The 15,215-nt window shown below is 73.2% G+C and carries 10 protein-coding genes; 4 read left to right on the forward strand and 6 right to left on the reverse strand.

Translation table 11 applies throughout. The features are described 5' to 3' along the window. Positions 1-116: 116 nt before the first annotated feature. From BLS99_RS11220 to BLS99_RS11235, 4 genes are all read left to right on the forward strand, one after another. Entirely contained in the window at positions 117-1,655 is a 1,539-nt protein-coding gene (locus BLS99_RS11220; RefSeq protein ID WP_091048840.1) for a glycosyltransferase, read from the forward strand. A 58-nt stretch (positions 1,656-1,713) separates the two neighbouring features. Then, entirely contained in the window at positions 1,714-2,337 is a 624-nt protein-coding gene (locus BLS99_RS11225) for a hypothetical protein (protein ID WP_218126421.1), read from the forward strand. A gap of 137 nt (positions 2,338-2,474) precedes the next feature. After that, positions 2,475-4,352 (forward strand): glycosyltransferase family 2 protein, encoded by a 1,878-nt coding sequence (locus BLS99_RS11230; RefSeq protein WP_143034761.1) that lies wholly within the window; start codon positions 2,475-2,477, stop codon positions 4,350-4,352. Next, positions 4,349-6,049, forward strand: coding sequence for a glycosyltransferase family 2 protein (locus BLS99_RS11235; RefSeq protein ID WP_218126422.1), 1,701 nt, complete (start codon positions 4,349-4,351; stop codon positions 6,047-6,049). The genes BLS99_RS11230 and BLS99_RS11235 overlap by 4 nt, the downstream gene beginning before the upstream one ends. A gap of 54 nt (positions 6,050-6,103) precedes the next feature. On the opposite strand, the gene BLS99_RS11240 is transcribed toward BLS99_RS11235, so the two are convergent. The 6 genes from BLS99_RS11240 to BLS99_RS11265 form a co-directional block, all read right to left on the reverse strand. Beyond that, positions 6,104-6,712 carry a hypothetical protein gene (locus BLS99_RS11240; RefSeq protein ID WP_091048847.1) on the reverse strand — a complete coding sequence of 203 codons (609 nt, stop codon included), beginning with the start codon at positions 6,710-6,712 and terminating at the stop codon, positions 6,104-6,106. Positions 6,713-6,802: 90 nt separating this feature from the next. Further along, positions 6,803-9,160: an acyltransferase family protein gene (locus BLS99_RS11245; protein WP_176953314.1), complete on the reverse strand. Its 2,358-nt coding sequence runs from the start codon at positions 9,158-9,160 to the stop codon at positions 6,803-6,805. 198 nt (positions 9,161-9,358) lie between these two features. Next, positions 9,359-11,518, reverse strand: coding sequence for an acyltransferase family protein (locus BLS99_RS11250; RefSeq protein WP_176953315.1), 2,160 nt, complete (start codon positions 11,516-11,518; stop codon positions 9,359-9,361). A gap of 101 nt (positions 11,519-11,619) precedes the next feature. After that, positions 11,620-13,287: an ABC transporter permease gene (locus BLS99_RS26930; protein ID WP_245712226.1), complete on the reverse strand. Its 1,668-nt coding sequence runs from the start codon at positions 13,285-13,287 to the stop codon at positions 11,620-11,622. Beyond that, positions 13,274-14,326 (reverse strand): iron-containing alcohol dehydrogenase family protein, encoded by a 1,053-nt coding sequence (locus tag BLS99_RS11260; RefSeq protein ID WP_091048855.1) that lies wholly within the window; start codon positions 14,324-14,326, stop codon positions 13,274-13,276. Before BLS99_RS11260 ends, BLS99_RS26930 begins: the two co-directional genes overlap by 14 nt. After that, positions 14,326-15,144, reverse strand: coding sequence for a phosphocholine cytidylyltransferase family protein (locus tag BLS99_RS11265; RefSeq protein WP_091048858.1), 819 nt, complete (start codon positions 15,142-15,144; stop codon positions 14,326-14,328). Before BLS99_RS11265 ends, BLS99_RS11260 begins: the two co-directional genes overlap by 1 nt. Positions 15,145-15,215 lie beyond the last annotated feature (71 nt).

Genomic DNA, 15,215 nt, shown 5'->3' on the forward strand with positions numbered 1-15,215 from the left:
ATCCGGCGGTTCCATTGTCGCAAACCGGCTACGGGACCGCCACCGAGCGAGCGGGCGCTGCACTGCCCGCCACAGTAGCCAGCGGCCGCAAGCCCGGGCAGTAAGCTCGGGGCACCATGGAACCCTCGATCCCCGGCCCCGGCGCGGGCCTGCGCGTGCCCCGGAACGACGGCGGCTCGGTCGCCCCCGCCCCCCTCGGCGAATGGAACCCGCAGGCGCTCGTGTCGGTCGTCGTGCCCGCGTACGGCGGGCAGGACAAGCTCGACCTGGTCCTCGCGGGCCTGGCGGCGCAGACGTACCCGGCCGCCCTCATGGAGACGATCGTCGTCGACGACGGCAGCGAGCCGCCGCTGCGGCTCCCACAGCTGCGGCCCGAGGGGACCCGCCTGGTCGCGGCCGGGCCCTGGGGCATCGCCGCGGCCGTCGCGGCGGGCGTGCGGGCCTCGCGCGGCGCGATCGTGCTGCGGCTGGACTCGGACGTCGTGCCGGCCGCCGCCCATGTGGAGGCGCACGCGCGCTGGCACCACCTCGCGGACTACTTCGCGGTGGTCGGGAAGCTCGCGTTCGCGGACGCCGACGTGGCGGCGCTGACGCCGGAGGGGGTCCGCGACGCGGTCGCCGCCGGGTCGGTGCCGTCGCTGTTCGCGGGCCGCGAGGTGAGCGCGGACTGGGAGATCGCGCTCGTGCGGGAGTCCGGCGGGGTCGTGGAGGACCCGGTGCGGGCGTTCACGATCGCGAACGGGGCGACGATCTCGTTCACCCGCGCCATGTTCGACGACTGCGGCGGCATGGACGAGGCGGTGCGCCTCGGCAGCGACACCGAGTTCGGGTACCGGCTCGCGCAGCACGGCGCGCTGTTCATCGCGGACGGCGAGGCCGGCGCGTGGCACCTGGGCCTGTCGCAGCTCAAGACCCGCCGCGCCGAGGGGAAGCGCTACCGGCGGCCGTTCGCGGCGAACCGGATCCCGCCGCTGCGGCACCTGCGGTCGATGCCGGGCGTGCAGTGGGAGGTGCCGTACGCGGAGGTCGTGGTGGACGCCGCGGGCGCGCGCCTGGAACCGGTCCGCGCCACCGTCGGCGCGGTGCTCGGCGGCACGCTCGCCGACGTCGCCGTGGTCCTCACCGGCCCCTGGTCCGAGCTGCACGAGGACCGGGTCGCGCCGCTGGAGGACCCGCTGCTGGACCTGCGGCTGATCCGCGAGACGTTCCGGGGCGACCCGCGCGTCTCCTTCGCCGAGCACGCTCCCGAGGGCCCGAGCCGGGTCCCGTTCCGGCTGCGCCTCGCGCCGGGCGCGGTCCCGCACCGCGACGGCCTGGAGGCGATGATCGCGCACGCGGACTCGCGCCGCCTCGGCCGCGTGGACACCGCCGTCCCGAGCAAGGCCGGCCCGCTCCGCGCCCGCCTCGACCGGACCGCGGCCCTCGCCCGCGCCGACCGCCTCGCCAAACCCGGCGAGTCCCCCGACGACCTCCTCGCCGAACTCTGGGGGGCCGAGACGGCCGCCCCGGACCCCTGGTTCGCCGTCGGCGACACCAGGACCCGCGAGATCGCCCGCCTCAGGGCCGAACTGGCCCGCCTCGAGGCCGCCCCGCCCGCCCGCCGCTCCCTCCCGCGCCGCGCGGCCGGCCGCCTGCGCCGCCTCTTCAAGGGCTGACGCGCGCGCGGAAGCGGACCAGGCGGCTGCGTCTATCATCGACTGACACTCCTCCTCCGTGAAGCCGCTCCTCTCCGACGCGAAGGCCCCTGCGATGACCAATGTGTTCGTCCTCTGCACCGGGCGGTGCGGATCGGTCACCTTCGCCGCCTCCTGCGAGCACCTCGACAACTACACCGTCGGGCACGAGAGCCTGGCGAAGACGATCGGACCGGACCGCTTCGCGTACCCCGGCGACCACATCGAGGTCGACAACCGCCTCGCATGGCACCTCGGGCGGCTCGCGGCCGAGTTCGACGGCCGCGACGTCAAGTACGTGCACCTCCTGCGCGACCCCGAAGAGGTCGCGCGGAGCCTGCTCGACCGCTGGAACTCCCCCTACCGCGCCTCGATGATCCGCGCCTACGGCCACGGGGTCGTCATGCGCATGCACGACTGGCCCGAAGCCGAGCGGATCGACGTGTGCCGCGACTTCGTCGCCACCGTCACCGCCAACATCGAGGACTTCCTCGAGGGCCGCGACTCCATGACGGTGCGCACCGAGAAGGCCGTCGAGACGATGCCGGACGTGTTCGACTGGATCGGCGCCGAAGGCGACATCGACGCGGCGCTCGCCGAATGGGGGCGGCGGCACAACGAGACCACCGACTACGACCGCGGCATCGCCGCGGCGGAGGACTGAGACCGGGAGCGCGGACGGCCGCAGCGGCATTACTCCCTGGTCGCGGTGCGATAGCATCCACTCTGCCGAGCCGGTCGAGCCGCCCAGCACCGCCGGCCCCAATCCCGAAACGCTCTGAGGACGGACGACAGCGCCCCATGATTCCCGAACACTTGCAGCGCCTGGCCGGCGACGCCGCGTTCATCGGCCACGCGGGCTTCGGCCGCCGGTTCGCGGCCCCGCCCTCGGACGACGGCACGGTGGTGGCGGACCTTGACGGGGAAGCACCGGAACTGGAGCCTCCGGACGGCGTCGGCGGGATCTTCCTGATCGCCCGCACCACGACCGACCTCCACCGCCTCGCGGCCCTGGGACCGCGCCTGCCCTCGGGCAAGCGGCTCGTGGTGGCGGTCGCGGACATGGCCCCGCAGCACCGGCCGACCTCGATCGCGCTGCCGCCCACACCGCGGTGGTCCTCCCTGGTGGAACTGCGCGTCCTGCGCGGCCCCGACGCCCACTGGCGCGTCGAGGCCCGGCTCGACCGGCCCGCGCCGGTCGGCGAGCTGATCGGCGCCGTCGTGGCCGCTCGGCGCCGCAACCTCGGGCCCCGCGCGCCCCGCATCGGCGCCGTCGGCCCGAAGGCCGCCCACTGGACGACCGGGCTGCACGCGGTGGGCCTGACCGCCGACGAGACCTCCGAATACCCCGACGCCGACATCGTCGTCACCACCGGCGACCCCGCGCACGCACCGACCTGGGGCGGCCACGCCGCGGTGCTGGAGCGCCCCGACCCGGCCGGCGCCGTCCGGCGCCCCACCGCGGACCCGGTCCACGACGACCCGTTCGACGCCCCGATCCCGCCCGTCGACGAGTGCACCGTCAACCCCGTCGGATTCACGACCGCCGCCGACGGCGGCACCGCCGAACTGCGCTTCGACGGCCGTACCTGGGCGCTGTTCGACGACGGCGGCAACTACGACGTCCTCCCCGGAGACGGCGCGGTCACCGACGCCGACGTCCACGTGATCCGCGGATACGAGTCGCTGCGCGTCGACTGGGACTCGCACCCCGGGACGACCGCGGGGGTCAGGACCGTCGCCGCCCTGGCCGCCGCCGGCGTACCGCTGGTCTCGCGGGCCCCCGCCCCGATGTGGGCCGCGGCGCTCGGGAAGGACGTGCTCGTCGAGATCGACAGGTACACGCCCGCCGACCTCGCCGACCCGTTCCCGCGGGAGCTCCACAGCGTGCGCCTGCGCCGGGCCGCCCTGGACCGCCATGCCGCCTACGCGCATGCCGGACGGCTGCGCTCCGGCGGCGGGGCCTCCGTCTCGGTGGTCCTGTGCACGCGGCGCCCCGAGTACCTGCCCGCGATCATCGAGCAGGTCAACCGGCAGACGCATCCGGAGACCGAGCTCATCGCCGTGCTCCACGGCGTGCCCAAGGAGACCCCCGCCATCGCGGCGGCGCTCGCGACCGCGACCGTGCCGCTCACCGTGGTCGAAGTCCCCGGGGAGACGGTGTTCGGCGAGGCCCTCAACCGCGGGTTCCGGGCCGCCTCCGGCACGCACGTGGCGAAGTTCGACGACGACGACTGGTACAGCCCGCACCACCTGGCCGACCTCCTGCGCGCCGAGCGCTACTCGGGGGCCGCGCTCGTGGGCGCGCACACCGAGCTCATCCACGTCGAGGAGTACGACCGGACCGTCAGGAAGCAGTTCCAGGACGCCGAGGCGTTCACCGTCCACCTCTCGGGCGGGACGCTCCTCATGCGCCGCGAGCACTTCCACGCCCTCGGCGGCTACCGCCCGGTCCGCACCAGCGAGGACCGCGGCCTCCTCCAGGACGTCCTGGCCGAAGGCGGCGGCGTGTACAAGATCCACCCGCTCGGCTACGTCCTCTCCCGCCGGGCCGCCGGCCACACCTGGGACGTCGGGTCCGAGGTGTTCCTGGAGAACAGCGTCCGCGAGTGGCCCGGCCGCAACCTCGGCACCCTCGTGGTCGCCGATGAACTCGAACAATGCGCGTGGGACCGATGAAAGGCACCGACTCCGTGACCACCAAGCCCTCTGACGCCCCCCGCGTCATGCGGAACGACTACAGCTCCCTGGAACTCCCCCGGCTGGGCGCGTGGACGCCGACCGACACGGTGTCGGTAGTCGTCCCCGCCTTCCAGGACCAGGACAAGCTGGACCTGGTGCTCGCGGCGCTCGCGGGCCAGAGCTACCCCCGGGAACTCATCGAAGTCGTCGTCGTCGACGACGGCAGCGAGCCGCCGCTCGAGGCCCCGCGCGTCCGCCCCGAGCGCACCCGCGTGATCCCCAACCGGCCCGGCCACTGGGCCAGCGCGAGCGCCGTCGACACCGCGATCGCCGCTTCCGACGGTGCGATCATCCTGCGCCTGGACGCCGACGTCATCCCCGACCGGCACCATGTCGAGGCGCACGCCCGCTGGCACCACGCCGCCGGGTACCTGACCGTCATGGGCCACATCGCGTTCGTCGAGGCCGACCCGGCCTCGTTCGACCCCGGGACCGTGCTCGAGCTCGTCGCCGACGGCCGGGGCCGCGACCTGTTCGACGGCCACGACGTCGAGTACAAGTGGGTCATCAAGTTCGTCGAGGAGACCGACGGCCTCCGCGACGACGAGCGGCGCGCGTTCTCGGCCGCCAACGGCGCCTCCATCTCCTTCCGCCGCGCCCTCTACGACGCGTCCGGGGGCCTGGACGTCGGCATGCGGCTCGGCGGCGACACCGAGCTGGGCTTCCGGCTCGCGCAGGCGGGCGCGGTGTTCGTGCCCGACCCCGACGCGACCGCGTGGCACGTCGGGCTGTCGCAGATGCGCAAGCGCACCGGCGACGGGGCCCGCTACCGGCAGCCGTTCCTGGCGCACCGGGTGCCCTCGTTCCGGTACATGCGGGTGCCGCGCCCGGGCGTGCTGTGGAAGGTCCCGTTCGTCGAGATCGTCGTCGACGCGTCGAAAGCGGATCTCGAAGCGGTCTCCTCCACCGTGGACTCAGTGCTCGCGGGGTCGGTCGCCGACGTCGCGGTGACGCTGCTGGGCCCGTGGGACCGGCTCCACTCCGACCGCAACGCGCTGCTGGAGGACCCGCTGCTGGACCTGCGCCTGATCCAGGAGACGTACAGCGGCGACCCCCGCGTCCGGTTCGCCTCGGCCGCGGCGGCGGACGCCGCTCCGGTGCCGTTCCGCCTCACCGTGCCGGCGGGGCCGCGCCTGTCCCGCGAGGCCGTGCAGGAGGTGACCGACCTCGCCGAGAAGCGCCGGGTCGGGCGCGTGCGGCTCCACTGCGAAGACGAGGATCGCGGTGAGGTCGAGGCGGTGCTCGACCGCACCGCCGCCCTGGCCCGGGCGCGCCTGGTGCGCGGGGTGGACGAGCCGTTCGAAGCCGCGGTCGAGTCCGTGTGGGGCCTCTACGTCGAGGACGGCGCGCAATGGCTGCTCGCGTCCGACGCGGACGGGATGTCGCCGGTGGACGCGCGCGCCAAGCGGCTCAAGGAGTTCCGGGACACCGAGCGCGAGGCCCGGATGCGCGCCGACCGGTGGCGCAAGACCGGCAGCCGGGCGCGTGCGGAGGCGAAGGAGTGGGAGCGGGCCGCCAGGGAGTGGCAGCAGGCCGCCGAATGGTGGGAGGACCGCTCCAAGGCGCACCGCGAGCACAGCGGTTCGCTGCTGCGCCGCGCGGGCCGGAAGCTCAAGCGGGCCCTGCGGGGGTGAACGGAAAGGGCCCGGCGTCGCCGCCGGGCCCTCGTCTCGCTCTGATGCCGCCGCTCAGGCGGCTCCGGCCTGCCAGCCCTCGGGAGCCGGGAAGCCCGCCTCCAGGCTCTCGCAGCCGGCCATGACCGCGTCGAAGTCGTCGGTCCAGCGGCAGGTGATCTGCACCAGGTGCGTGTCCTGGCCGAAGTAGTGGTTGTACTCCTTGGCGGGCGTGCCGCCGAGGTCGATCTCCAGGTAGCGGTGGACGCCCCCCATGCGGTGGACGATCGCGTGGCGGTACTGGACCGGGTCGGCCTCGAAGCCGCGGGCGACGTCGTACTCCATGACCACCGGCAGCACCCCGTCGAAACCGGGGGCGGCGAGCGCCGCGTCGAGGGAGTAGCTGGTCACGAGGATCTGGTTGCCCGGGCTGGCGCCGTCCAGGTTGAACACCTGGCTGACCTGGTTCGCGGCCAGCGGGTCGGGGCGGTCCTCGCCGTCGGCCAGGACGAAGCCCTCGGGGGCCTCGAGTTCGAACGCGATCGGCGCCCCCGCGACGACCTCCGGAGGAGCCGCCTCCTCGACGGTGGGCTCGCCGCTCGGTTCGTCCTCCTGGCCGCCGTTGGAGCTGCACCCTGCGAGCAGGGCCAGCGCGGCGATCACCACCAGCGGCTTCGTGTTCATCGGGGGTTCCTCCTGGTCTGGGGCGGGTCGGATCCAGAATAGCGGGCCGGGCCCAGACCGGCGGTCCGGCGGGGGCCGGACCGGCCGGACTCACAGTGCCGGAAGCGCCTCCGCGAGCAGCGGGGTCAGCGACTTCGCGTACGGCGTCGACATGTGGTGCGTGTCGCGGTAGACGACGATGCCGTCGACGATGAGCGGGCACCGCCCGTCGAGGCAGAACCACTCGCCGGTCTCGATCACGGTCGCGCCCTCGTCCTGCTGCGCCGCCACGCCGGCCTCGCGCCGCTCCTCGTAGGAGATCTCGTACGGCTCCTCGGCGAGGCAGTCCTGCACCGCGTTCTGGTGCAGGGACAGGCAGTCGGGCGCCGAGTCCCCGGTGGCCCACGGCGTGTCGGTGAGGGTCACCACGGCGCCGGCGGCGGCCTTGAGACGGGAGAGCGTCGACGTCCACCCGTCGCTCCAGAGCTGGAGGTGGTCGTCGCCGCCCAGCAGCTCGGGGTCGTCGGCGCTGCCGACGACGACCATGTCGGGACTCATCAGGGACAGCTCGTCGAAGACGTTGTCGCGCCACTCCTGGCACTCGGTGTACTCGCGGCCCTCGCCCGAGAGCATGGACCGGACCGACACCGGCGTGCACGAGCTCTTGGTGCGGGTGATGAGCTGCCACCCGTTCTCCTCGGCGACCGCTTCGAGAGCCGGGAACCACTGGGCCGCATGGGAATCGCCGAACAGGACGACCGTGGTCGTGGACTCGGTGTCGCCGAACACGCACCCTTGGCGGGGCTCGGTGGTCGCGAAGTCGAGGTGGCAGGCGCCGTCCTCGCCCTTCTTGTAGATCTTGGGGGCGTCGTCGGCGATGCCCGCCAGCGGCGGCACCACGCCCTCGGGCACGGTCTCGACGCCCAGCCCCAGTTGCAGCCGCTGCGCCATCTCGGTCTCGTTCTCGACTTCCTCGACCGCCTCGAGGTCGACCGGGCCGTCGTCGACCGACCGCGGATAGACCACCGTGAACATGACGATGAGGGCGATGCCGAGGACCGAGCTGAGCGCGCCGGTGGCGAGCCCCCACCCGTGGCGCGACTTGAGCAGCCGGGCGTTGCGGATCGGCTCCTCGATGTAGAGGTACGAGAGCTGGGCGACCGCGATCGTCGCCAGGAGCAGGACCGTGTTGAGTCCGAGGCCGACCTCGGCGTCGATCGCGAGGGGGATGAGGATGAGGATCGGCCAGTGCCACAGGTAGAGGCTGTAGGAGATCTTCCCGACGTACTGGAAGGGGCCGGTCGCCAGCAGGGAGCTCGCGGGGTTCTTCGCGCCCGATCCGGCGGCGATCACGGCCGCGGTGCCCAGAACCGGCAGCAGCGCCGTGTACCCGGGGAACGGCGTGGACGCGTCGTACAGGACCCCGGAGGCGACGATCGCGGCGAGCCCGGTGATGCCGAGTACCCACGCCAACGCCTTCGGAAGGCGTTTCAGCGTGGGGAGCATGAGCGCCAGGATCGCGCCTGCGGCGAGCTCCCAGATGCGGGTGTGGGCCGCGTAGTACGCGGTCGGCTGCGAGATCTGGGTGGTGAGCACCGACAGGACCAGGCTGAGCGCGAAGATCCCGGCGCACGCGGCGAGCGCGGTGCCGACGAGTCTGCGCGGATCGCGCTTGGCGAGGACCAGCAGGCCGACCAGGAGCAGCGGCCACAGGACGTAGAACTGCTCCTCGACCGCCAGGGACCAGTACTGCTGGAACGGCGAGGGCATCTGGTCGGCGTTCAGGTACTCCGTCTCGGTGGCGACGAACCGGTAGTTCACGGCGTAGACGATGACGGTGAACGCGTCCTGCATCACCGCTTCGATCCGGGTGACGGGGAACCACAGCCACGCGCCGACGACCGTGGCGATCGTGACGGCGCTGGCGGCCGGGAGGATGCGGCGGGCGCGGCGGGCGTAGAAGCCCGCGATGGAGATCCTCCCGGTGTCGAAGACCTCCTTGACCAGCAGTGAGGTGATGAGGAACCCGGAGACGACGAAGAACACGTCCACGCCGACGTACCCGCCCGCGGCGAACGAGTAGCCGACGTGGGAGAGGAGCACGAGGGCGACCGCGACGGCTCGCAGGCCCTGGATGTCGGGGCGGAAGCCGGTGCCCTCCCAGTGCTGGGGCGGTCGGGCCGGGGAGGGCGCGGGGCGCGGGCGGGCGCCGGTGGTGCGCATCGGACCGTCGGGGGCGGCGGGCGGCGGAGGGGCGGGGGCGCGGAACGGGGGCCGGACCGGGTACGGGCTGGGGGCGGTGCGCTGCGTGACCGGGGCGGGCTGGGCGACCGGTGCCGATTGGGCGGCCTGCGGCGGCGGTTGGGCGGCCGATCCGGGGGTGGTCGTCGGCAGGTGGAGGGTCGCTTCGTTGACGCCGCCCCCGGTAGCGGCTCGGGTCTGGGGCCGCGGGGGCTGGGGCGAGGTCATGTCCGAGGTTCTCCGTCTAGGGATGCCGGGCGGTCGCTTCATTCTAGGCGCGGCCGACCCCTGCTCGGACCGGTCGATGACCGGTTCGGCGACCAGGACGCGCGACTGGCTGCGAGCGTTTCTCATATCGTACCGACGGCGGTCGCGCGCTGCGGTGCCGCACGCCGCGATCGCGCCCGAATTGCCTCGCTCACACCGTTATCGAAGGTCCGGTAGGGACTCGCCGAGGAGCGTTGCGAGGGAGGCGATGTACGGGGTCGAGACGTGGTGGCCGTCGCGGTAGACCGCCACGCCCTCCACGACGAGCGGGCAGCGCCCGTCGAGGCAGAACCACGGCTCGGTGTCGACGACGGCGGCGCCGGCGTCGGCCGCGGCGTCGAGGCCCGCCTCGCGGAACTCGGGGTGCTCCACCTCGTAGGGGTCGTCGGCGACGCACTCCTGGACCGCGTCCATGTGGAGGGCGAGGCATTCGGGGGCGGCCTCGCCGGTGGCCGAGGGGGTGTCGGCGAGGACGGCGACCTGCTGGGCGGGGGCGGCCCGCTCCAGGGTCTCGGTCCAGCCGGCGTTCCAGGCTTCGACCGCGGCGTCGCCGTCGAGGCCGGTGACGGTGTTGTCGTCGTAGGTGCCGAAGACCACGAGTTCGGGCTCCAGGGAGGCGATCTCGTCGAAGACCTCCTGCTTCCAGTCCCAGCACTCGGCGTACTCGCCCTCGTGGACGGTGCTGTCGATGCGCACGGACACGGGGGTGCAGGAGCTCTTGGTGCGGCTGACGAGCTCCCAGCCGTTGCGTTCGGCGAGGAGTTCGAGGGCCGGGAACCACTGGGCCGCATGGGAGTCGCCGACGAGCATGACCTCGGTGCCGGAGTCGGTGTCGCCGAAGGAGCAGTCGCCGGGCAGTGCGACGGTCTCGACGTCGAGGTGGCAGTCGCCGTCGTAGATCGCGGGCCGGTCGGCGCTCATATCGGCGAGGGACGGGGTGAGGTCGTCGGGGACGGTGGTGACGGCGAGCCCGTCGGCGAGGCGCCGGCCGAGTTCGTCGGCGGTGGCGACGGGTTCGACCGCGGCGAGGTCGACCGGGCCGTCGTCGGCGGGGGCCTTGGGGAAGACGTTGACGAGGGCGAGGACCACGGCGGCGCCGGCGACGGAGGCCATGAGGCCGAGGACGATGCCGGCGCCGTTGCTGCGCTTGAGGGGCCGCCAGTTGCGGACCGGCTCCTCGATGCAGGCGTACGAGACCTGGGCGACGGCGACCGTGGCGGCGATGAGGACGAGGTTGAGGCGCAGGGTCGGCTCGACGCCGAGGGCGAGCGGCGCGAGGATGAGGATCGGCCAGTGCCACAGGTAGAGGCTGTAGGAGATCTTGCCGACGAACTGGAACGGGGCGGTGGACAGCAGCCCCGACACGGGGTTGCGGCCCGGGCCCGATCCGGCCGCGATGACGGCCGCGGTGCCGAGGACCGGCGCGAGCGCCGCGTACCCGGGGAAGGGGGTCGCCTCGGTGTACATGACGCCGGACAGGACGATCGCCGCGAGCCCGCCGATGCCGAGGACCCACGCGAGGCCCTGCGGGGTGCGCTTGAGCGCCGGGAGGGTGAGGGCGAGGAGCGCGCCGGCGGCGAGCTCCCAGGCGCGGGTGTGGGCCGCGTAGTAGGCGGTCGGCTGGGACTCGGCGGTGACGACGACCGAGAGCGCGAGCGTGGCGGCGAAGATGAGGGCCGAGCAGACGATCGCGGCGGTGACCAGGCGCTTCGGCCGGCGCCCGGCGAGGAGGAGCAGCACGAGCAGGAGCAGCGGCCACACGACGTAGAACTGCTCTTCGACCGCGAGGGACCAGTACTGCTGGAACGGGGACGGCATCTGGTCGGCGTTCAGGTACTCGGTCTGCTCGGCCACGAACCGGTAGTTGACGATGTAGACGATGACCGCGAGCGCGTCCTGCATGACGGCGTCGAGGCGCGTGACCGGGAAGAACATCCACGCACCGAGGGCGGTGGCGATGGTCACGGCCATCGCCGCGGGCAGGATGCGGCGGGCGCGGCGGGCGTAGAACCCGGCGATCGAGATCTTCCCGGTGTCGAAGACCTCCTTGACCAGGAGCGACGTGATGAGGAACCCCGAGAGGACGAAGAAGACGTCGACGCCGACGTACCCGCCCGCCGAGTGGGGGAACCCCGCGTGGGAGAGCAGGACCAGGCCGACCGCGACGGCGCGCAGCCCCTGGATGTCGGGCCGGAAGCCCATGCCGGTCCACTGCTCGCGCTGCGGTTCGGGGGCGATGCGGGGCAGCAGGAGGGTGTCGGTGCGGTTGCCCGGAGGGTTCGCGGCGTGGTGGGTCGTCGGGGAACCCGTGGAGACCATCGGGACATTCTCCACCATGCGTGCGAACCCGTGGTGAACGGTGCGTGGATTGTGAGACGCGAGCGGCCCCGACCAGAAGGTCGGGGCCGCTCGTTCCGCGCCTACAGCGCCTTGAGGACTCGGGGCTCGAGGCGGTAGAAGATCCAGCGTCCGAAGAACAGCAGGAAGATCGAGAAGCCGACCGCGATGCACACCTGGTAGAGGTTCGGCGCGAGCTCGGGGTTGAACGCCGCGCGGTGCATCGAGAAGATGCCGACGAGCGGGTTCGAGGAGAACACGTCGTACACCCACGGGTTCTCCTTGACCGTGGGCGCGTCGGCGACCTTGGAGACCGGGTAGATGATCGCGGAGCCGTAGAACAGCACGCGCATGACCAGCGGCATGAACCGCTGCACGTCCTTGAACAGGACGTTGGCGGCGGAGAGCACGAACACCATGCCGGTGGTGAGCATGGCCTGCACCAGGATCGCGGGGATGAGCCACACGAGGTTGAGCCCGAACACGCCGCCGTCGAGGAAGGCGACGATGAGGAGAATCGGGAAGCCGACCGCGTACTCGGCGAAGCGCGCGAGGACCTTCGAGACGGGGAACACCTCGCGCGGGACCTTCATGACCGTGATGAGGCTCGCCTGCCCGCCGAGGGCCTTCTGGCCCTCGTTGACGGCGGAGCTGAACCACTGGTAGGCGAAGATGCCCGAGACGATGAACAGCAGGTACCCGGAGGTGCCCGGGAGCGAGTTGCCGCCGCCGAAGACGAGGTCGAACACGAACCAGTAGATGAGCGTCAGGCCCAGCGGCTCGATGAGCGACCACACGTAGCCCATGAACGTGGCCTGGTACTTGACGGCGAGGTCGCGGCGGACCAGCACCGACATGGCGTACCGGTGGCGCAGGAGCGCGGTGAAGCCGGTCGTGAGCGGGAACTTCCGCTTGAGCGGCTTGACCTCGGCCTCGCGGGACTTCTCCAGCGGGCCTTCGTCGCTGCGCGCGGAGTCGAGGAACGCGGGGAGCTCGGCGGTGTCGTCGAGGTTCCGGCGGATCGGGGAGGCCCCGGCCATCGGCATGTCGCGGCCCGGTTCGACGCGGGTCGCGTAGGGCGCCTGGGGGACCTGGCCCGGGCCTCCCGCGGCGACGTGGGCCGGGGTGGGCGCGACCGCGGGCGGCGGCGGGGGAGTCTGCGGCTGGTAGTGCTGCTGGGACGGCTGCGCGGGCTGCCCGTACGGCTGCGGCGGCTGCTGTCCCTGCGGATGCTGCGGGTGCTGCCCGTGGGGCGCCTGGCCGTGCGGGGGCTGCGGCGTCTGGTGCGGCTGGGGCGGCTGGTGGGGCTGCGGCGTCTGGTGCGGCGGCGGGCCCTGGTGGGGGTGCGGCGGCTGGCCCGGGTGGTACGGGGCCTGCGGGGCGCCGTAGGGCTGCTGCGGGGACCCGTACGCGGCGGGCGGCGGGCCCTGGTGCCCGGGAGGGCCGTACGGCGCGGGGTGCTGCGGGGAGGGAGCGTGCTGCTGCCCGTAGCCCTGCGGCGGCTGCTGGCCCTGCGGGCCCTGGCCGGGATGCGGCGGCGGGGTGATGCCGCCGGGCGCGGCGGCGGGCGGAGGGCTCGCGAACGCGGCCGATCCGGAGCTCATGGCCCCCGGCGGGTAGCCCGCGGGGGCGGCCGAAGGCCCGGCGCCGTAGCCGCCCTGGGGGGCGGCCGCGTCGGTGGAGTCCGGGCTCCCGTCGCGGTTCCCGGCTGGGCCGGAGACGCCGTCGGGGTGCGGGCTAATCGAGCTCATGCATCATCTCCGTCAGGTGTCGCTCCAGCGCCACCGAGTCCAGTTCACGATGTTCGAGAATCGTATAACGGCCTGGCCGCGTCCTCGGCGCGTAGGCCACCGCTGTGGCGAGCTCCGCGGTGTTCAACCCGAGTTCATCTGCGGTGCGCGGCAGGCCGTGCCGCTTCATCGCGGCCGACAGCTCGGCGAACATCGCAGTGTCGCCGCGCAGCCACGTGCACACCAGGGCCCCCAGGGCCCCCTCGGCTCCGTGCGAGGCGAGGCCGGGGTGGAGCGCTTCGAGCGCGTGCGCGATCTCGTGGCAGCCGCCCGAGCACGGCCGTGAGGACCCGGCCATGCTGGAGGCGAGGCCGCCCTGGATGAGCGCGTCGGCGAGCGTCGCCAGGAACGCGTCGTCGGCGATGGTGCCCGGGTGGCGCAGGACCGCCTCGGCGCCGGTGCGGGCGATGGCGGCGGCGAGGCCGTCGACGGGCTCGCCGTTGACCTCGTGCGAGAGCTGCCAGTCGGCGACCGCGGAGAGGTTGGTGAGGGCGTCGCCGATGCCGGACTGGAGCTGGTTCGCGGGCGCCCGGCGGATGAAGTCGAGGTCGGCGAGGACGGCGAGCGGCGGGTGGACCCCGTAGGAGACCGAGGCGCCGTCGCGAACGAGCGAGGCGGTCGGCGAGGCGAGGCCGTCGTGGGCGAGGCTCGTGGCGACCGAGACCATCGGCAGGCCCAGGTCGGAGGCGGCCCACTTGGCGGTGTCGAGGAGCTTGCCGCCGCCGATGCCGACGAGGGCGTCCACGTGGTCGTCGCGCAGGCGCCGGGTGAGCTCCTTGGCGGCGTCGAGGGTGCCGGGCTTGACGGTGTGCACGACCGCGTCGGGCAGGTGGTCGAGCTCGTCGGTGAGGGTCGCGCCGAGGCCGGGCCCGAGCGCGACCGCGACGCGGCCGCCGGAGGAGATCCGGGAGTCCGCGAGCAGTTCGGGGAGGCGCGCGACGGCCCCCGAGGAGACCTCGACCGTGATCGGGGCGAGCACGGTGCGGGCGAAGGTGGGCACTAAAGCGCTCCGGCGCCGTGCTCGCGGGATCGCTCCGCACCCTGCCGCCTTGATCGCTCCGCGATCTCCGCACCCTGCTGCCCGGATCGCTCCGCAAGCTCCGCGATCTCTTTGGCGAGCGCCCAGTCGGCGTGGTCGTCGACCTCGGTCCAGCGCACGGGCCCGGTGGAGACCGTCCCGATGCGGCCGGCCTCGGCGAGGAGCTGGTAGGCGTCCTCGTAGTAGAGGGTCGTGTCGCGGGTGTAGGTCGCTTCGAGGGCCTTGGTCAGCTCCTCGGCGATCCCGGCGGGGATGAGGCTGACGCCGATGTACTCCCCCGCGGCGGCCTCGACCGGCTGCGCCTTGTGGATGAGCTCGACACCGTGTTCGCCGATGCGGACTTTCATCGCCTCGTCGGTGAGCTGCTTGTGGTCGTCCAGGGCCAGGAGCAGGCGCGGGTCGTCCTTCGCGGCCTCGAGGAGGTTCCGCTCGATGCTCGCGGGGTGGACGGTGTCGCCGTTGACGAGGATCGCGCCGTCGGCGTAGTGCTCGCGGGCGGTCCACAGCGAGTACGCGTTGTTCCAGTGCGGCCTGTCGTTGTCGACGATCGTCACCGCGACGCCGTAGCGCGCTTCGAGGGCCGGGGCGTGCTCGCGGATCCGCTCGGCCGCGTGCCCGACGGTGATGGCGATGTCCGTCACATCGACCTCGGCGAGCCCGCGGACGATGGTGTCGAGGATGGTCTCGGACCCGGTGACCGGCAGGAGCGTCTTGGGGAGGCGGTCGGTGTCGGGGCGCAGGCGCTGCCCCTGTCCGGCGGCGAGGATGACGCCTCTCATGTCTGCCTTTCGGTCGGGGGGCGCGGTCCGGCGCAATCTGCGCGAACCGGTGTGCAACCCGGCTAGTTTAC

The sequence above is a fragment of the Glycomyces sambucus genome (assembly GCF_900102815.1).
GTDB lineage: Bacteria > Actinomycetota > Actinomycetes > Mycobacteriales > Micromonosporaceae > Glycomyces > Glycomyces sambucus.

Coding starts and splice junctions, on each gene's coding strand:
- BLS99_RS11230 (WP_143034761.1), top strand. CDS start 2,475: ATGATTCCCGAACACTTGCAGCGCCTGGCCGGCGACGCCGCGTTCATC.
- BLS99_RS11220 (WP_091048840.1), top strand. CDS start 117: ATGGAACCCTCGATCCCCGGCCCCGGCGCGGGCCTGCGCGTGCCCCGG.
- BLS99_RS11240 (WP_091048847.1), bottom strand. CDS start 6,712: ATGAACACGAAGCCGCTGGTGGTGATCGCCGCGCTGGCCCTGCTCGCA.
- BLS99_RS11245 (WP_176953314.1), bottom strand. CDS start 9,160: ATGACCTCGCCCCAGCCCCCGCGGCCCCAGACCCGAGCCGCTACCGGG.
- BLS99_RS26930 (WP_245712226.1), bottom strand. CDS start 13,287: ATGAGCTCGATTAGCCCGCACCCCGACGGCGTCTCCGGCCCAGCCGGG.
- BLS99_RS11265 (WP_091048858.1), bottom strand. CDS start 15,144: ATGAGAGGCGTCATCCTCGCCGCCGGACAGGGGCAGCGCCTGCGCCCC.
- BLS99_RS11250 (WP_176953315.1), bottom strand. CDS start 11,518: ATGGTCTCCACGGGTTCCCCGACGACCCACCACGCCGCGAACCCTCCG.
- BLS99_RS11235 (WP_218126422.1), top strand. CDS start 4,349: ATGAAAGGCACCGACTCCGTGACCACCAAGCCCTCTGACGCCCCCCGC.